Raw genomic sequence first — 18,131 nt, 5'->3', positions numbered from 1 at the left:
ATCCCTTATTTATGGCGAAAAGGATCTTTATATGACAACCCTCAAGGCAGTATCTTTGTCAGCGATGGAAATCGGCAGCGCTGATAATAGCTCCGGTGGTAATGACATTGCTTCTCAAATTTCGCGTCTGGCCAAACAGATAACGAAAGCCACCCAGCAGTTAAAAGAGGTGGCATCGGGTGATGGCACCACGGAAGAAAAACAAAAGCAGCAGGAGATGCTTGAGTCGCAACTGGCGATGTTACAGGCTCAGATGGAGGCACTTCAGCGCCAGCAAGCTGAAGAGTCCGCTCCGAAGCAAAGCCCGGTTCAGCAGGCCGTTGAAGAAGGCGTGAATAAACCGTCCGCAGAACATCAGATTGATATCTACATCTGATAATCGGTTGGGTTAAACAGTGGGTCGCGTATCCGTGCTGCGGTTAATTGCTGAGCCTGCATACGCACCACTTCCCAGATGGCGAGTGCCGCACCGGAGATAGAGCGATTTTTACGCCTGACCAGCATCAGTTTTCGGTCGATAGTCGGTGTAAACCGTTTCACTGTCAGATGGCTTCCCTGAGGCAGCGGCAGCGCAAGTGCGGGTAACACACTAATACCTATCCCCGCCTCAACCATCGGAAACAGCGTGGCAGGATGACCGATTTCCTGCACTATCGTTGCGTTGATGCCCTGCTCCGCAAGCGCCGCATCAATCAGCGGTCGACTCCCCGACGCATAGTCCTGAAGCACAAGATCCGCCCCTTCCAGCGCCTGCCATGTTACCTCCGCCAACGATGCCAGCGGATCGTCGTCCCGGCATAACAGCAAAAACGGCTCCGAAAGCACGACTTCGCTTTCAAGATCGCTCACGGCACCGGGATCGATAACGATCCCAAAATCCACCTCCCCCTGGCGAATGCTTTCCAGTACCCACTGCTGTGGGCGGTCATGGAGAACAAAATCAATATCCGGGTAGAGATGATTACTTTCGGCAATGCACTGCGGAATAAGATGTGCAGAGATTGTCTGGCTGGCCGCCACTCTTACGGTGCCGGAAAGTTGTTGCCCGAGCCGGCCCACATCCCGCAGCGTGGTGTTCAGTTCGTCCAGTAACCTTTCCAGCCGGGAAGCCAGTTGTTGACCGGCATCGGTGAGCACCACTTCTCGCGTGGTTCTGTCGAGCAGTCGCACTCCGGTCTGCATCTCAAGCTCTTTCACGCTATGGCTGACCGCCGACTGGCTCAAACCGATTATTTCTCCTGCCCGGCTAAAGCTACGGGCATGTGCCACGGTCACAAAGACACGAAGCTGACGTAAGGAATAATTCATCTTTTTTTTTCATGAATGGATGCAATAAATCAATTTTATTTCTCAAACAGAAAAAAGCACAATAGCGAAATCTGTTTTCAGGAGTCATTATGAAACTCTTTCGTATCCTTGATCCGTTTACGCTTACCCTTATCGTCACCGTCTTACTGGCCTCTTTTTTCCCGGCACGCGGCGGCTTCGTCCCTTTCTTTGAGGGTTTAACGACCGCAGCTATCGCCCTGCTGTTCTTTATGCATGGAGCCAAGCTGTCCCGTGAAGCCATTATCGCCGGCGGTAGCCACTGGCGGCTTCACCTGTGGGTGATGTGCAGCACCTTCATTCTGTTCCCGATCCTTGGCGTGCTGTTTGCCTGGTGGGCACCTGTGAATGTCGATCCTGCGCTGTATACCGGTTTCCTGTATCTGTGCATTCTGCCCGCGACTGTACAGTCTGCCATTGCGTTTACCTCGCTTGCTGGCGGCAACGTCGCCGCGGCAGTTTGTTCTGCCTCGGCATCAAGCCTGCTGGGGATTTTTGTCTCCCCGCTGCTGGTCGGTCTGCTGATGAATATGCACGGTGCGGAAGGTAACCTGGAACAAGTGGGTAAAATCTGCTTGCAACTGCTGCTGCCGTTTGTGCTTGGGCATCTTTCTCGCCCGTGGACTGGCGCGTTTGTGGCGAAGCACAAGAAATGGATCTCGAAAACCGACCAGACCTCGATTCTGTTGGTGGTCTATTCCGCATTCAGTGAAGCCGTTGTGAACGGCATCTGGCACAAGGTTGGCGTGGGGTCGTTACTGTTTATCGTTGTTGTCAGCATTGTGCTGCTGGCGATTGTGATTGTCGTCAACACCGTCGTCGCACGCAAATGCGGCTTCAATAAAGCGGATGAAATCACGATTGTCTTCTGTGGATCGAAAAAGAGTCTGGCGAACGGTATCCCGATGGCCAACATTCTGTTCCCGACATCAGTCATTGGGATGATGGTGCTGCCGCTGATGATTTTCCATCAGATTCAGCTCATGGTCTGCGCTGTGCTGGCGCGTCGCTACAAGCATCAGGCAGAAAAGCAGGCGCAGGAAGAGACCCGCGCCGCGAAAGCTTAAGGGCGTTTCAGGGGCTGAACCAATTGCGTCAGCCCCTCGGTTTTGATCAGTAATGTGATGGACATCAGCTCACCCAGCCGCCCTGCCGGGAATTGGTCCTTACGGGCAAACCACAGCAGATACTCCTCCGGCAAATCAATCAGCCTGCGGCCTTTATACTTGCCGAACGGCATCTCGGTGTTGGCGATCTCAATAAGCTGTTCTTTTTCCACATTACTCTCCTAACAGGCGCAGCATTTCGGCTTCGTCGATAACCGCAATGCCCAGCTCCTGCGCTTTGGCGAGCTTCGAGCCCGCCGCTTCTCCGGCAATCACCAGGTCGGTTTTCTTCGACACACTGCCCGCCACTTTTGCCCCCAGCGCCACCAGACGCGCTTTGGCATCATCACGCGACAACTGGCTCAGGCTACCGGTCAGCACGACCGTTTTACCGGCGAATGGGCTGTCTATCTCTTCTGCATTCACCGCCACTGGCGCAGGCCAGCGAATACCCTCTTCCAGCAGCTTGCCAATCACCTCACGGTTGCTCTCTTCGGCAAAGAAGTTAAAGACGTGCGTGGCAACCACAATGCCAACATCCGGGACTTTTTGCAGTTCGTCGAGAGTCGCTTTTTCCAGCGCCTCCAGCGTACCGAAGTAGGCCGCAAGCCCTGCTGCTGTCGCCTCGCCCACTTCACGAATGCCCAGTGCATAGAGGAAGCGCGCAAAGGTGGTTTCTTTTGCTGTTTCCAGCGCATTCACCACATTTTGCGCCGACTTTGGCCCCATGCGATCAAGGCCGGTCAGCTTACCTGCCGTTAGCTTAAACAGATCCGCCGGGGTGTGGACATACTCTTTCTCGACCAGCTGATCGATAATTTTATCGCCCATGCCGTCAACATCCATCGCCCGACGCGACACGAAGTGTTTCAGCGCTTCTTTACGCTGGGCACCGCAAATTAGTCCGCCGGTACAACGCGCCACCGCTTCGCCTTCCACACGCTCAACGTCCGATCCACACACCGGACAATGGGTTGGAAATTCAATGGCGCGCGTATCGTCAGGACGCTCTGATTCGACAACGTTCACCACCTGCGGGATCACATCACCCGCGCGGCGGATGACCACTTTGTCGCCAATACGCAGACCCAGACGCTCAATCTCATCGGCGTTGTGCAGCGTGGCATTACTGACCAGCACCCCGGCAACCTGGACCGGCTCAAGACGTGCCACAGGCGTGATCGCCCCGGTACGGCCCACCTGGAATTCCACATCGCGGACAAAGGTCATTTGCTCCTGCGCCGGGAATTTGAAGGCCACCGCCCAGCGCGGCGCACGGGCCACGAAACCGAGCTGTTCCTGCAATTCGAGTGAGTTGACCTTAATCACCACACCGTCGATATCAAAGCCGAGCGTTGGGCGGTCTTCTTCCACCTTGTGATAAAACGCCAGCACCGCCTCGGGGGAGTCGCAAAGCTGCACGCGATTGCTCACCGGCAATCCCCACTCCCTGAATTGCAGCAGACGCCCCAGATGGGTATCAGGCAGTTCACCGCCTTCCAGAATTCCCACGCCATAGCAGAAGAAAGTAAGCGGTCGCTTCGCGGTGATACGGGAGTCCAGCTGGCGCAGAGAGCCTGCGGCTGCGTTACGCGGGTTTGCAAAGACTTTGCCCCCGGTGCGACGCGCCTCTTCGTTGATCTTTTCGAAGCCTGCCTGCGGCAGGAATACCTCTCCACGTACTTCCAGACGGGCCGGGATGTTCTCGCCCCGCAGCTTTAACGGAATGGCGCGGATGGTACGGACGTTAGTGGTGATGTCCTCACCGGTTGTACCGTCGCCACGGGTGGCAGCTCGTACCAGCAAGCCGTTTTCATAGAGAATGCTGACGGCAAGACCATCAAGCTTCAGCTCACAGCACCAGCTCAGGGTATTGCTGCTTTTCAGCCTGTCCTGCACGCGCTTGTTGAACGCCAGGAAGCTCTCTTCATCAAAAACGTTATCCAGCGACAACATTGGCACTTCATGGCGTACCTGGCTGAACGCACCCAGCGGCTCAGCGCCCACGCGTTGCGTGGGGGAATCTGGCGTAATGCGGTCCGGGTGCTGCGCTTCCAGTTCACGCAGCTCGCGCATCAGGCGGTCGTACTCCGCATCCGGGATCTCCGGTGCGTCCATAACATGATACAAATATTCATGATGGCGAAGCGTGGTTCGCAGTTGAGTCAGTTGTTGTTCGATTGAGTCCATATCGCACCATCAATGAGAAAAAACCCCCGACATGCGGGGGTTGAGGAGGAGTTGAAGTTAACGCAGAAATTACGCGTTGGCTTCCTTAACTTCGCGGATGCGGTCCTGATACTCGCGCAGTTTCTGCGGCGTCATCATGCGACGCTGGTCGTCAAGCACCACACCACCCACTTCGTCGGCAATGTGCTGAGCAGACTGGAGCATCAGCTTAAAGTTTTGCAGTTCGTCACCGTAAGCCGGCACCTGCATAAAGATAGTTACGCCCGGCGTCACGAAATCACCGGTCATTTCCGGGTCAAACGTGCCAGGGTTCACCATGTTAGCCAGGCTGAACAGCGCAGGGCCGCTACCGTCCGGGCTCAGGTGGCGATGGAAAATATTCATATCGCCAAATTTGAAGCCAGCCTGTTGAATGCTGTTAAGCAGCACATCACCATTCAGGTGACTGCCATGATGCGCGGCCACGTTCATGATGATAACGGCTTCTTTACGCTGCGGTTTTTCAACCACAGGGGCTTCTTCAACAACAGGTTCAGGCTCAACGTGTGGCGCGGGTTGCGGCGCAGGTTGCACATGAACAGACTGCTGCTGCGGTTGATGTACCGGCTGCTGAGGCTGTTGCACAGATTGCTGTTGAACTGGCTGCGGTGCTGCAGGCTGCTGATGGACAGGCTGTTGCGGCGGCTGACGTACCGGCTCTTCTACAGGCTGCGGCGCGTGCTGGCGCGGCTGTGCAGAAGCATACGGCGGTTGATACTGGTGCTGCGCGGCGCGAGGTGCTTCATGCTCCCCATGGCCTGCGCCGGGCGCAGTAGTATTGACCCGATGAACGCGAACTTCACCCACGCCGTCGTCTTCGCTATCGTCGATGTCGTCTTCACCGTCATCTTCGTCACGACTGGACTTCATGCGCTTCAGTGGGCGATCGCGAAACATAGAAGAACGTTCTTTACGGCTGGTCCAGAAACCATGTACCAGTAAAGCGATTATGGCGATCGCGCCAACAATGATTAATATCAGACGCAAATCCTGCATCATTATATTCTCTGTTGTTCTAACACCTTGCCACCACGGCAAACATTTACTCACTAAGAGTATTTGCCGTTGACGTCAAGTGCAAGTGCGTGCAGAGCATTCACAGCATAAAGATGAGTTAAATCGTGCTTTTTGCTGTTTTTTCGAACATTTCCGAACTGGTCATTGGTCCGTAACTGGATAATATAGTCGTGCAATTCCACTGGTTGTGAAAAAAGGAGTACAGCCTGGTCATGGTTTCAACATCAACATCCGCCCCTCGCAGCGGCGTTCACTATTTTTCTCAGGGCTGGAAACTCGTTTCTCTGCCTGGCATCCGCCGCTTCGTGATTTTGCCTCTGTTAATCAACATCATTTTGATGGGCGGCGCGTTCTGGTGGCTGTTCACGAAGCTGGAAAGCTGGGTTCCGGCCATCATGGGCCACGTCCCGGACTGGCTACAGTGGTTAAGCTATCTGCTGTGGCCTATTGTCGTTATCTCGGTGCTGCTGGTGTTTGGCTACTTCTTCTCGACAATTGCCAACTGGATAGCCGCGCCTTTTAATGGCCTGCTGGCAGAACAATTAGAAGCGCGTCTTACCGGTGCCACACCGCCAGATACCGGCGTGCTGGGAGTCATGAAAGATATTCCGCGCATCATGAAGCGCGAGTGGCAGAAACTGGCCTGGTATCTGCCGCGCGCGATTGTGCTGCTTATCCTTTATTTTGTACCTGGCATCGGCCAGACGGTGGCCCCGGTACTGTGGTTCCTGTTCAGCGCCTGGATGCTGGCAATCCAGTACTGTGATTACCCGTTCGATAACCACAAAGTGCCATTTAAAGAGATGCGCACTGCCCTGCGCACCCAGAAAGTTGCGAACATGCAGTTCGGGGCTCTGACCAGCCTGTTTACCATGATCCCGGTTCTCAACCTGTTCATCATGCCGGTGGCCGTCTGTGGCGCAACGGCGATGTGGGTGGACTGCTATCGCGCTAAACACGCGTTATGGAAGTAATGCAAAAATGTGTAAACAAGGGGTGGCTTATGCCACCCCTTATTCCATACTGGATGGCATTATTTCTCATCAGCATATAGATATGCGAATTCCTTACTTCCCCATACTTATTCAGCAGGTATGCTGGGTCGGTATCCCAATTTCATACAGTTAAGGACAGGCCATGAGTAAGATTTATGAAGACAACTCGCTGACTATCGGTCATACGCCCCTGGTTCGACTGAACCGTATCGGTAATGGACGCATTCTGGCGAAGGTCGAATCCCGTAACCCAAGCTTCAGCGTAAAATGCCGTATCGGTGCAAACATGATTTGGGATGCTGAAAAACGTGGCGTTCTGAAGCCGGGCATTGAACTGGTTGAGCCAACCAGCGGCAACACCGGTATTGCACTGGCCTACGTTGCAGCCGCGCGCGGCTACAAGCTGACGCTAACCATGCCTGAAACCATGAGTATTGAACGTCGCAAGCTTTTGAAAGCGCTGGGCGCAAACCTGGTTCTGACCGAAGGCGCTAAAGGTATGAAAGGCGCCATCCAGAAAGCTGAGGAAATTGTCGCAAGCGATCCGGCAAAATACTTGCTGCTTCAGCAGTTTAGTAACCCGGCCAACCCTGAAATTCACGAAAAAACCACCGGCCCGGAAATCTGGGAAGATACTGACGGCCAGGTTGATGTGTTTATCTCTGGCGTGGGTACCGGCGGTACGCTGACCGGTGTTAGTCGCTACATTAAAGGCACAAAAGGTAAAAAAGACCTGATTACCGTTGCTGTAGAGCCAACCGACTCCCCTGTTATTGCCCAGGCGCTGGCGGGTGAAGAGCTCAAACCTGGCCCACACAAAATTCAGGGTATCGGTGCAGGCTTTATTCCAGGTAACCTGGATCTGAAGCTGATCGATAAGGTTGTTGCCATTACCAACGACGAAGCCATCTCTACCGCCCGTCGTCTGATGGATGAAGAAGGTATTCTGGCTGGTATCTCTTCCGGTGCCGCTGTTGCGGCTGCACTCAAACTTCTGGAAGATGAAACCTTTACCAACAAGAATATTGTGGTTATCCTTCCTTCCTCAGGTGAGCGTTACTTAAGCACTGCACTGTTTGCCGATCTCTTCACTGAGAAAGAGCTGCAACAGTAATGCCAGCATGTTAAAAACGCGTAAAAAAGCACCTTTCTGGGTGCTTTTTTGTGGCCTGCTTCAAACTTTTACCCCTCCTGGCATTGATTCACCTCGTTGGGTCTGGTATTTAAACCAGCAATTATTTTGATGCGTGAAATTAATCGGTGAACGAAATAGCCTTGCTGAATCGATTTTATGATTTGGTTCAAGTCTTGCTTTCACTGCATAATGTTTAATGACGATCGAAACGTCAGCGCTAACAATACAGGCTAAAGTTCAGTCGCCAGGCTAGACTTTAGTTCCACAACACTAAACCTATAAGTTGGGGAAATACAATGTTCCAGCAAGAAGTTACCATTACCGCTCCGAACGGTCTGCACACCCGCCCTGCTGCTCAGTTTGTTAAAGAAGCGAAAGGCTTCACTTCTGAAATCACTGTGACTTCCAACGGCAAAAGCGCTAGCGCAAAAAGCCTGTTCAAACTGCAAACTCTGGGCCTGACTCAAGGTACCGTAGTCACCATCTCTGCGGAAGGTGAAGACGAGCAGAAAGCAGTTGAGCATCTGGTAAAACTGATGGCTGAGCTCGAGTAAGTTTCCGGGTTCTTTTCAATATCAGTCACAAGTAAGGTAGGGTTATGATTTCAGGCATTTTAGCATCCCCGGGTATCGCTTTCGGCAAAGCACTGCTGCTGAAAGAAGACGAAATCGTCATTGACCGGAAAAAAATTTCTGCCGACAAGGTTGATCAGGAAGTTGAACGTTTTCTGAGCGGTCGTGCCAAGGCATCTTCGCAACTGGAAGCGATCAAAACTAAAGCTGGCGAAACTTTCGGTGAAGAAAAAGAAGCCATCTTCGAAGGGCACATCATGTTGCTCGAAGATGAGGAGCTGGAGCAGGAAATCATAGCCCTGATTAAAGATAAAGGCATGACGGCCGATGCGGCTGCACATGAAGTTATCGAAGGTCAGGCGACTGCCCTGGAAGAACTGGATGACGAATACCTGAAAGAACGTGCGGCTGACGTACGTGACATCGGTAAGCGCCTGCTGCGCAACATCCTGGGTCTGGCCATCATCGATCTGAGCTCCATTCAGGACGAAGTTATCCTGGTTGCCGCTGACCTGACGCCGTCTGAAACCGCACAGCTGAACCTGAAAAAGGTGCTGGGTTTCATCACTGACGCAGGCGGACGTACCTCCCACACCTCTATCATGGCGCGTTCACTGGAACTGCCAGCCATCGTGGGCACCGGTAGCGTCACTGCGCAGGTGAAAAACGACGACTATCTGATTCTGGATGCCGTAAACAACCTGGTTTACGTCAACCCAACTAACGAAGAGATCGAGCAACTGCGTGCCGTTCAGGAGCAGGTTGCCACCGAGAAAGCGGAACTCGCTAAACTGAAAGACCTGCCAGCCATTACGCTGGACGGCCATCAGGTAGAAGTGTGCGCAAACATCGGTACCGTACGTGACGTTGACGGCGCTGAGCGCAACGGTGCGGAAGGTGTAGGTCTGTATCGTACTGAATTCCTGTTCATGGACCGCGACGCGCTGCCAACTGAAGAAGAGCAGTTTGCTGCGTACAAAGCTGTTGCTGAAGCCTGTGGCTCTCAGGCAGTTATCGTCCGTACTATGGATATCGGTGGCGACAAAGAACTGCCGTACATGAACTTCCCGAAAGAAGAGAACCCGTTCCTGGGCTGGCGTGCAGTGCGTATCGCCATGGATCGCAAAGAGATCCTGCGTGACCAGGTTCGCGCTATCCTGCGTGCTTCCGCTTTCGGTAAACTGCGCATCATGTTCCCGATGATCATCTCTGTTGAAGAAGTGCGTGCACTGAAGAAAGAGATCGAAATCTACAAACAGGAACTGCGTGACGAAGGTAAAGCCTTTGATGAAACCATCGAAGTTGGCGTGATGGTGGAAACACCTGCTGCGGCGACCATTGCGCGTCATTTAGCCAAAGAAGTTGATTTCTTTAGTATCGGAACCAATGATTTAACGCAGTACACCCTGGCAGTTGACCGTGGTAATGATATGATTTCACATCTCTACCAGCCAATGTCACCGTCCGTACTGACGCTTATTAAGCAAGTTATTGATGCTTCTCATGCAGAAGGTAAATGGACTGGCATGTGTGGTGAGCTTGCAGGCGACGAACGTGCTACACTTCTGTTGCTGGGTATGGGTCTGGACGAATTCTCTATGAGCGCCATTTCCATCCCACGCATTAAGAAGATTATCCGTAACACGAACTTCGAAGATGCGAAGGTATTAGCAGAGCAAGCTCTTGCTCAACCGACAACGGACGAGTTAATGACGCTGGTTAACAAGTTCATTGAAGAAAAAACAATCTGCTAATCCACGAGATGCGGCCCAATTTACTGCTTAGGAGAAGATCATGGGTTTGTTCGATAAACTGAAATCTCTGGTTTCTGATGATAAGAAAGACTCCGGAACTATTGAGATTGTTGCTCCGCTCTCCGGCGAGATCGTCAACATCGAAGACGTGCCGGATGTAGTGTTTGCTGAGAAAATCGTTGGTGATGGCATTGCTATCAAACCAACTGGCAACAAAATGGTTGCTCCAGTTGACGGCACCATCGGTAAAATTTTTGAAACCAACCATGCGTTCTCTATCGAATCTGATAGCGGTATCGAACTGTTCGTTCACTTCGGTATCGACACCGTTGAACTGAAAGGCGAAGGCTTCAAACGTATCGCGGAAGAAGGCCAGCGCGTTAAAGTTGGCGACCCGGTCATTGAATTCGATCTGCCTCTGCTGGAAGAGAAAGCCAAGTCTACCCTGACTCCGGTTGTTATCTCCAACATGGACGAAATCAAAGAACTGATCAAACTGTCTGGCAGCGTTACCGTGGGTGAAACCCCGGTTATCCGCATCAAGAAGTAATTCTTGCCGCACAGAAAAATGGCGCCTTCGGGCGCCATTTTTGTTTATGCAGGTAAGATAAGCTCGTCGTACCCTTTCGACTGCGTCCAGGTCATCACGTCCGTGACGCGATCGCCCGCACGGCGAATTGCATCCGCCACCGTTTTGCCTTCGACAATGCCGCTCACCAGTTCAGAGCAGAACAGATCCCCTGTACCTTTCAAATCGGTCTCTACGCGCGGGTGCGCGCTTACCGTTACGCTCTCTTTGGTCACCAGCACAACATGAATGTTTTCAGGATCGCCAGCCACCGGGGCGCTGGTGATAGCCACCCATTTCAGGGTCTCTGACAACAGCCCCTGCGCAGCCTCAATGGCGCTTTCAGGCGTCCGGCACGGTTTACCGCTTAAGATTTCAAGCTCAAACACGTTTGGTGTGATCCCCTGCGCCAGCGGCAGCAAATGCTGACGATAGGCGTCTGGAATGTCGGACTTAACATAGATACCGCTATCTGTATCGCCAATCACAGGATCGACCAACACCAGTAAATCAGGATGCTGCACCTTAATGGCGTTGAGCCACTGGGCCAGCAATGCAATCTGGCTGGCGCTGCCCATATAACCGGTGGTAACCGCTTTTAACTCGCGCAGGATGTCACGCTCTTCCAGCGCTTTAAGATAGCCGCTAAACCACTCGTCGGGGATCACTCCGCCGTAGAAGGTATCGTAGTGCGGCGTGTTGCTGAACAGGACCGTCGGTATAGCGGTGACGTTTAGCTGATGCGTTCTGATGTTCGGCACCGCAATGCTGTTACCCACGCTGCCGTACACTACCTGTGACTGCACCGCGACAATATCGGTTTGCTGCGCCCGGGATGTGTCCCGAAATAAAACCATCTCCATGATGCTTAAATCCCCGCCCCCTGCGAATAACTCTCTTCGCCAAAGACACCGGTAGACAGATAACGATCTCCGCGATCGCAAATAATCGCCACCACTACTGCGCCCGGATTTGCCTGTGCAACCCGGATCGCGCCCGCTACCGCGCCACCAGAACTGACACCGCAGAAGATACCTTCACGGACAGCCAGCTCGCGCATGGTATTTTCCGCCTCGCGCTGGTGAATATCCAGTACCTGATCCACAAGCTGCGCGTTAAAAATCCCCGGCATGTATTCAGCAGGCCAGCGGCGAATACCGGGAATACTGCTCCCCTCTTCCGGCTGCAGGCCAACAATGGTAACGGGTTTAGCCTGCTCACGCAGAAAACGGGAAACCCCCGTAATGGTGCCCGTAGTCCCCATGCTCGAGACAAAATGGCTGATGCGCCCGTCGGTTTGCTGCCAGATTTCCGGGCCGGTGGTGGTGTAGTGTGCGTACGGGTTATCCGGGTTATTGAATTGATCGAGCAGCTTTCCTTCGCCGCGTTCGGCCATCTCCAGCGCTAAGTCACGCGCCCCTTCCATCCCCTGCTCTTTGGTCACCAGAATCAGCTCCGCGCCATAGGCTCGCATGGCGGCCCGGCGCTCCTGGCTCATGTTGTCCGGCATCAGCAGCTTCATGCGATAGCCTTTCAGCGCGGCGATCATCGCCAGTGCGATCCCCGTGTTTCCGCTGGTCGCTTCAATCAGCACGTCACCGGGCTTAATCTCGCCGCGTTTTTCCGCCTGGACAATCATCGACAATGCCGCTCTGTCCTTGACAGAGCCCGCCGGGTTATTGCCTTCGAGTTTGACCCAGATTTCGCTGCCGTTGTCCGGCCCCATGCGCTGAAGTTTGACCAGAGGAGTATTGCCGATGGTATGTTCTAATGTACTCATGCTCGTTGCCCAATAAAAAGCCCGGTGGCGCTTTCGCTTACCGGGCCTACAGAGAGCATGATTGTAGGCCGGGTAAGCGCAGCGCCACCCGGCAAAACTACGTGACCTTAACCTATCAGGCTGACTCCGCCAGAGCAATATCCTCGCGCGTTTCAATACGTTCATTACCGTGGTAAATCCGCGCATGTTGCAAGCCAACAAACAGACGCTCGCCCCGGAACGGCGGCTCTTCATCACGCATAACCACAGTCAGAGGTTCGGTGTACCAGCCCAGTGGCTGTACTACCAATTGGGTGTAGTGACCTTTAGGGCTAGCTTCCAGAACCTGCACCGGCAGCGGTGAGTCGAGACTGGTGCGACGGCTCACATCCACTTCCCACGGGCGCAGGAACAGATCGACCGGCCCCTGATGCGCAGAGGTATAGCCCAGAGACCAACGGTGCGCACCCACATGGAATTGTCCCCCGCGAATGGTGCCCTGTAAGCGGTTCACTTCGCCCATAAACTCCAGCACAAAACGGGTCGCCGGTTCACGCCAGAGCTGTTCTGGTTCATCAACCTGCTCAATGTTCCCCTGGCTCATCACCACTACGCGGTCGGCCACTTCCATCGCCTCTTCCTGGTCGTGGGTCACGAAGACGCTGGTGAACTTCAGCTCTTCATGCAACTGACGCAGCCAGCGACGCAGCTCTTTACGCACCTGCGCATCCAGCGCGCCGAAGGGTTCATCCAGCAGCAGAATTTGCGGTTCAACAGCTAATGCACGCGCCAGCGCGACACGCTGCTTCTGCCCGCCAGACAGCTGAGCCGGGAAGCGGTCTGCCAGGTGGGCAAGCTGTACCATCTCCAGCAGTTTGGTGACTTTCGCCTTAATGGTGGCGGCATCCGGGCGTTCACGACGCGGCAACACAGTCAAACCGAAAGCGATGTTATCGAACACCGTCATATGGCGGAACAGCGCGTAATGCTGGAACACAAAGCCAACCTTACGGTCGCGGGCATGAAGACGGCTCACGTCAGTGCCGTGGAAACGGATGTGCCCGCTGGTCTGATGCTCAAGCCCGGCGATAATACGCAGCAATGTGGTTTTACCGGAACCAGACGGCCCCAGCAGAGCCACCATTTGTCCGGAAGGGATATCCAGCGAGATATCATTCAGCACCTGGGTGCGACCAAAAGACTTCTTAATATTGGCAATCTCAATGCTCATGATTTCCCTCCTGATGCTGACGTTTTTCCTGATTCTCTAAACGCCACTGCACCACACTCTTCAAAAACAGGGTCAAAATAGCCATCAGCGTCAGTAACGCTGCGGCGGTAAAGGAACCGACGGTGTTGTAGTCCTGTTGCAGTAACTCAATCTGTAACGGCAGCGACAAGGTTTCGCCGCGGATAGAGCCGGATACCACCGACACCGCGCCAAACTCGCCAATCGCACGGGCATTGGTCAACACCACGCCGTAAAGCAACGCCCAGCGAATGTTTGGCAGCGTGACGCGACGGAACATCTGCCAGCCAGATGCGCCCAGCAGTACCGCCGCTTCGTCTTCATTGCTGCCCTGGCTTAACATCACTGGCACCAGCTCGCGCACCACAAACGGACAGGTCACAAACACCGTCACCAGCACCATGCCCGGCCAGGCGAACATGACTTGCAGGTTGTGTTCATCAAGCCAGCCACCCAGCGGGCCATTGGAGCCGTAAAACAGCAGATAAACCAGACCGGCCACCACAGGTGACACTGCAAACGGGATATCCAGAAGGGTCAGCAGCAGCTGACGTCCCGGGAAGTTAAAGCGCGTCACCAGCCAGGCCAGCAGCGTACCGAACACCAGGTTCACCGGCACGGTGATCAATGCAATCAGTACGGTCAGCCAGATGGCATGCAGCATATCCGGGTTCGCCAGGTTTTCCAGCGCAGGCATCAACCCCTTGCTGAACGCCTGAACGAAGATATAAATCGTCGGCACGACGAGAATAAAGGCGGAAACCAGCACGCCCGCCCCAATCAGAAACCATTTACCCCAGTTGATACGGGGTGCATCGTATCGCTTCAATTGCGTAACTTCCGCCATCAGTGACCTACCACACGTCGACCAAAGCGACTTTGCAGAGTGTTAATCGAGTACAACAGCAGCAGCGAGGCCGCAAGGATCACCGAAGCAATCGCGCTCGCCGCCGGATAATCGAACTCCTGCAAACGCACAAAAATCATCAGCGAGGTCACTTCTGTTTTCCAGGCGATGTTCCCGGCGATAAAAATCACCGCACCGAACTCACCGAGGCTGCGGGTGAACGACAGCGCCACACCCGCCAGCAGCGCCGGAGACAGCTCTGGCAGTACCACTTTGCGGAAGCTCTGCCAGCGCGTAGCGCCCAGCGTTTCTGCCGCTTCTTCGTATTCCGGGCCTAACTCTTCCAGAACAGGCTGAACGGTACGCACCACAAACGGAATACTGGTAAAGGCCATCGCCACGGCAATACCAAGCCAGGTGTAGGTCACTTTGATATCAAACTTCGCCAGCCATTCGCCGTAAAAACCGTTCACGGAAAAGAGCGATGCCAGGGTTAAACCGGCTACCGCCGTCGGCAGGGCAAAGGGCAAATCCATTAACGCATCGAGCAACGTGCGGCCCGGGAAACGGTAGCGGGTTAAAATCCACGCCATCAGCAGGCCAAACACGCCGTTAAAAATGGAGGCGACAAACGCTGACAGCAGCGTCACTTTATAGGCCGCCACCACCTGAGGGTTGGTGACCACTTCCCAGTACTGCGCCCAGCTCATCTGCGCAAGCTGCATCACCAGCGCGCTGAGCGGCAAAAGCAAAATCAGGCAGACGTACAGCAGGCTGGTTCCGAGGCTTAAGGTAAAGCCCGGCAGCACGCGTTTAGTCGATACTGCAAACATTACTTATGCCCCGCCGCCAGCAATTTGTCTAACTCACCGCCACTGGCAAAATGTGTTTTCATCACATCAGGCCAGGAGCCGAAATGGTCTTCCACGCGGAACAGTTCGGTCTGCGGGAATTTGTCCTTCAGTTTGTTCATCACTTCCGGGTTATTCACACGGTAGTAGTAATCAGTAATAACAGTCTGCGCCTGCGGGCTGTACAGATAATTGAGGTAGGCTTTCGCCGCTTTCTCTGTACCGTTGGCTGCAACGTTTTTATCCACCCACGCTACCGGGAACTCGGCCAGGATGTTGGTTTTCGGGATAACAACTTCAAAGCCCTGCGCTTCGTACTGTTTACGGATGTTGTTCACTTCCGATTCAAAGCTGATCAGCACATCGCCCAGACCGCGTTCCGCGAAGGTGGTGGTCGCGCCGCGACCGCCGGTATCAAACACTTCGACGTTTTTCAGGAACTGGGTCATGAACTGCTCGGTTTTGGCTTTATCGTTACCGTCAGCTTTGTCCGCTGCGCCCCACGCCGCCAGATAGGTATAACGTGCGTTGCCGGAGGTTTTCGGATTCGGGAAAATCAGTTTTACGTCAGAACGCACCAGGTCGTTCCAGTCGTGGATATTTTTCGGGTTGCCCTTACGCACCAGGAAACCCATGGTGGAGTAGAATGGGGAACTGTTATTCGGCAGACGGCTCTGCCAGTCCGCCGGGAGCAGCTTGCCTTTGTCATGCAGGATCTGCACGTCCGTCACCTGGTTATAGGTCACCACATCCGCTTTCAGGCCCTGAAGGATCGCCAGCGCCTGTTTGGACGAGCCCGCATGAGATTGTTTGATGGTCAGCTTGTCGCCGTTGTTCTCTTTCGCCCACTGCTGTTCAAACGGTGGGTTCAGGGCGGCAAACAGCTCGCGAGACACATCATAAGAACTGTTCAACAGCTCAGTTGCCTGCGCCTGTGCCACCAGCAGTAAACCTGCCAGCGCCAGAGTTCCTTTTTTCAGTACAGTAACGGCCATTGAGCACCCTTATAAATGTGATGACTATCTAATGGTCATAATATTTATAACGAGTACGAAAGGAGTAACGGTTTTATATACCGTTTGGTGATTTACAAGCAGAAAAGAGAATAAGGGGAAATCCCCTCTCCCGGCGGGAGAGGGAGAAAGGCAATTACAGCGCCAGCAGACGCTCCACGGACGGAGCGAAGTAGTAACCACCAGTCACCGGTTTGGTGAAACGCAGCATCGCATCGCGCTTGCCGTCGGTATCACCAAACATGCTCAGTAGTTGCTGTTCGATATTGTACAAACGCGCGCAGTACGCGCAGAAGTACAGGCCATGCGTGCCGCTCGCTGTGCCATACGGCAGGCTCTGGCGAACAATTTTCAGGCCTTTACCGTCTTCTTTCAGGTCAACACGAGTCAGGTGAGACGTAACCGGACGGTCGTCGCCGTCGATCTCTTCGTTGGCTTCTTTGGTACGACCGATCATCATCTCCTGGTCGTGCACGCTCATGCGGTTAAGCTGGTTGAGGTTGTGCTCCCAGCGCTGCACGAACACATAGCTGCCGCCTGCGTCCACACCGTCTTTGATCACCGCCACTTCGCGGCGCGTTTCTTCACCCGCCGGGTTTTCAGTACCGTCGACAAAGCCGCTCAGATCGCGCTCTTCTACCCAACGGAAACCGTGCACTTCTTCCTGCACGTCGATGCTGTCGCCAAACGCTGCTACCGCCGCCTGTGCAACAGAGAAGTTCACGTCATGACGCAAAGAGAGAATATGAATCAGCACATCGTACTGGGTCGCTGGCGCAAGACCTTTACCGTAAGGGATAAAGTCTTTCAGCTCTTCAGCCCCTTCGCCGCCGCTCAGCTGATGCCAGGCGTTATTACCGAAAGCAACAACGGCGCCCAGGTGGGCGTCAGGGAATTTGGCCTGGAAGGAAGCCAGTTTATCGACGAATACTTTGCTGGCCGCACGCAGGGCATCCACATCCCCTTTTACATTGGCTTCAATCCAAATCGCCGCGCGGCAATGTTCTGGCAAAATGCCACTCTGAACCTGAGACATCGCTCCTCCTGAAATAAAGATGCCACGACAACGTGGCATTCATGGCGGGTATTATACCTGGATTTCAGCGAGTCGGTTTGTTCAGACGCAAATTACTGCTTCCAGATAATTTTGCTCACTTTCCAGTTTTTCAGCGTATCGTCTGACGGCATTAACCCTTCCGGGCCGCTCCAGGTGCCGGTAAAGAGGTAACTGATGTGCTCGCTGCCTTCTGCTTTACACTCCACCGCCACGCTGTCGTCGGATGGCACGCTGGTGCAGTTGCCGAAGGCCTGTTTGTAGAGCGCGCTAAATGGTGTGCCCACTTTTACACCGCTTGTGGTCGGGATATCTTCGTCCATTACCGCAACCCGGTTTACCGTACCTTTATCGCCGTTAATCACCAGCGCCAGCGTGTCGCCTTTCAGCGCTTCGAAATAATGCACGATGGTGCCATTTTCCGTTTTCATACCGCTACGCAAGCGATAGTCACTACTCAGCGCAGACTGAATAGCGTCCTGATCCAGCGCCGTCGACGCGGTGATTTTGCCCACGCCCTGCTCGGTCACTTCCGTTGAAGAACCAAACCAGTTCCACGGATAAGCAGCCGACCAGTTAATTGAGGAGAGCGTTGAACAGCCGGTTAATGCCAGCGGGAGAGCGCATAAAAGTAAACGCAGCGATTTCATTGAAAC

19 protein-coding genes are annotated in these 18,131 nt (G+C 53.9%); 7 read left to right on the top strand and 12 right to left on the bottom strand.

The annotated features are described in order from the left end of the window. Positions 1–31 precede the first annotated feature (31 nt). Positions 32–376 carry a FlxA-like family protein gene (locus ACS603_RS07035; protein WP_474944005.1) on the top strand — a complete coding sequence of 115 codons (345 nt, stop codon included), beginning with the start codon at positions 32–34 and terminating at the stop codon, positions 374–376. Here the strand turns inward: ACS603_RS07035 and ACS603_RS07030 are convergent. Beyond that, complete coding sequence (locus tag ACS603_RS07030; protein ID WP_474944004.1) at positions 367–1,308, bottom strand: LysR family transcriptional regulator; 942 nt, start codon at positions 1,306–1,308, stop codon at positions 367–369. The genes ACS603_RS07035 and ACS603_RS07030 overlap by 10 nt on opposite strands. An 89-nt stretch (positions 1,309–1,397) precedes the next feature. Between ACS603_RS07030 and ACS603_RS07025 the strand changes: the two genes are divergently transcribed. Further along, positions 1,398–2,393, top strand: a complete 996-nt coding sequence (locus ACS603_RS07025; RefSeq protein WP_315686371.1) for a bile acid:sodium symporter family protein — start codon at positions 1,398–1,400, stop codon at positions 2,391–2,393. Here the strand turns inward: ACS603_RS07025 and ACS603_RS07020 are convergent. The 3 genes from ACS603_RS07020 to zipA all read right to left on the bottom strand — a co-directional run bounded on the left by ACS603_RS07020 (position 2,390) and on the right by zipA (position 5,660). Next, on the bottom strand, positions 2,390–2,605 hold the full coding sequence (locus tag ACS603_RS07020) for a DUF3820 family protein (RefSeq protein WP_182061937.1): 216 nt from the start codon (positions 2,603–2,605) through the stop codon (positions 2,390–2,392). The genes ACS603_RS07025 and ACS603_RS07020 overlap by 4 nt on opposite strands. Before the next feature lies 1 nt (position 2,606). Next, positions 2,607–4,622, bottom strand: a complete 2,016-nt coding sequence (gene ligA / locus ACS603_RS07015; protein WP_474944003.1) for an NAD-dependent DNA ligase LigA — start codon at positions 4,620–4,622, stop codon at positions 2,607–2,609. Between the two features lie 69 nt (positions 4,623–4,691). After that, positions 4,692–5,660: a cell division protein ZipA gene (zipA, locus tag ACS603_RS07010; protein ID WP_474944002.1), complete on the bottom strand. Its 969-nt coding sequence runs from the start codon at positions 5,658–5,660 to the stop codon at positions 4,692–4,694. 230 nt (positions 5,661–5,890) lie between these two features. On the opposite strand from zipA, the gene cysZ reads away from it, so the two are divergent. From cysZ to crr, 5 genes are all read left to right on the top strand, one after another. After that, positions 5,891–6,652, top strand: a complete 762-nt coding sequence (gene cysZ / locus ACS603_RS07005) for a sulfate transporter CysZ (protein WP_182061940.1) — start codon at positions 5,891–5,893, stop codon at positions 6,650–6,652. Between the two features lie 163 nt (positions 6,653–6,815). Next, positions 6,816–7,787: a cysteine synthase A gene (gene cysK, locus ACS603_RS07000; protein ID WP_182061941.1), complete on the top strand. Its 972-nt coding sequence runs from the start codon at positions 6,816–6,818 to the stop codon at positions 7,785–7,787. Between the two features lie 317 nt (positions 7,788–8,104). Further along, the gene (ptsH, locus tag ACS603_RS06995; protein ID WP_000487600.1) at positions 8,105–8,362 is read left to right on the top strand and encodes a phosphocarrier protein Hpr; all 258 of its coding nucleotides are present in this window, start codon (positions 8,105–8,107) and stop codon (positions 8,360–8,362) included. Between the two features lie 44 nt (positions 8,363–8,406). After that, positions 8,407–10,134 carry a phosphoenolpyruvate-protein phosphotransferase PtsI gene (gene ptsI / locus ACS603_RS06990; RefSeq protein ID WP_182061942.1) on the top strand — a complete coding sequence of 576 codons (1,728 nt, stop codon included), beginning with the start codon at positions 8,407–8,409 and terminating at the stop codon, positions 10,132–10,134. A 40-nt stretch (positions 10,135–10,174) separates the two neighbouring features. Further along, positions 10,175–10,684 carry a PTS glucose transporter subunit IIA gene (gene crr / locus ACS603_RS06985; protein WP_003861316.1) on the top strand — a complete coding sequence of 170 codons (510 nt, stop codon included), beginning with the start codon at positions 10,175–10,177 and terminating at the stop codon, positions 10,682–10,684. Positions 10,685–10,728: 44 nt separating this feature from the next. Here the strand turns inward: crr and pdxK are convergent, their stop codons facing one another. The 8 genes from pdxK to ACS603_RS06945 all read right to left on the bottom strand — a co-directional run bounded on the left by pdxK (position 10,729) and on the right by ACS603_RS06945 (position 18,125). Continuing rightward, positions 10,729–11,565, bottom strand: coding sequence for a pyridoxine/pyridoxal/pyridoxamine kinase (gene pdxK, locus ACS603_RS06980; RefSeq protein ID WP_474944001.1), 837 nt, complete (start codon positions 11,563–11,565; stop codon positions 10,729–10,731). 5 nt (positions 11,566–11,570) lie between these two features. After that, positions 11,571–12,482 carry a cysteine synthase CysM gene (gene cysM / locus ACS603_RS06975; RefSeq protein ID WP_315686377.1) on the bottom strand — a complete coding sequence of 304 codons (912 nt, stop codon included), beginning with the start codon at positions 12,480–12,482 and terminating at the stop codon, positions 11,571–11,573. 115 nt (positions 12,483–12,597) lie between these two features. Then, positions 12,598–13,692 carry a sulfate/thiosulfate ABC transporter ATP-binding protein CysA gene (gene cysA, locus ACS603_RS06970; protein WP_474944000.1) on the bottom strand — a complete coding sequence of 365 codons (1,095 nt, stop codon included), beginning with the start codon at positions 13,690–13,692 and terminating at the stop codon, positions 12,598–12,600. Next, entirely contained in the window at positions 13,682–14,557 is an 876-nt protein-coding gene (gene cysW / locus ACS603_RS06965; RefSeq protein WP_182061946.1) for a sulfate/thiosulfate ABC transporter permease CysW, read from the bottom strand. The genes cysA and cysW overlap by 11 nt, the downstream gene beginning before the upstream one ends. Beyond that, complete coding sequence (gene cysT, locus ACS603_RS06960; protein ID WP_315686378.1) at positions 14,557–15,390, bottom strand: sulfate/thiosulfate ABC transporter permease CysT; 834 nt, start codon at positions 15,388–15,390, stop codon at positions 14,557–14,559. The genes cysW and cysT overlap by 1 nt, the downstream gene beginning before the upstream one ends. Beyond that, the gene (locus ACS603_RS06955) at positions 15,390–16,403 is read right to left on the bottom strand and encodes a sulfate ABC transporter substrate-binding protein (protein ID WP_474943999.1); all 1,014 of its coding nucleotides are present in this window, start codon (positions 16,401–16,403) and stop codon (positions 15,390–15,392) included. The genes cysT and ACS603_RS06955 overlap by 1 nt, the downstream gene beginning before the upstream one ends. Positions 16,404–16,557: 154 nt before the next feature. After that, positions 16,558–17,457, bottom strand: coding sequence for a Dyp-type peroxidase (locus tag ACS603_RS06950; protein ID WP_182061949.1), 900 nt, complete (start codon positions 17,455–17,457; stop codon positions 16,558–16,560). A 92-nt stretch (positions 17,458–17,549) separates the two neighbouring features. Then, the gene (locus ACS603_RS06945) at positions 17,550–18,125 is read right to left on the bottom strand and encodes an RpoE-regulated lipoprotein (RefSeq protein WP_182061950.1); all 576 of its coding nucleotides are present in this window, start codon (positions 18,123–18,125) and stop codon (positions 17,550–17,552) included. Positions 18,126–18,131 lie beyond the last annotated feature (6 nt).

The organism is Enterobacter sp. Li2LvB3, assembly GCF_056156645.1.
This window is presented reverse-complemented; position numbering and strand designations above follow the sequence as displayed.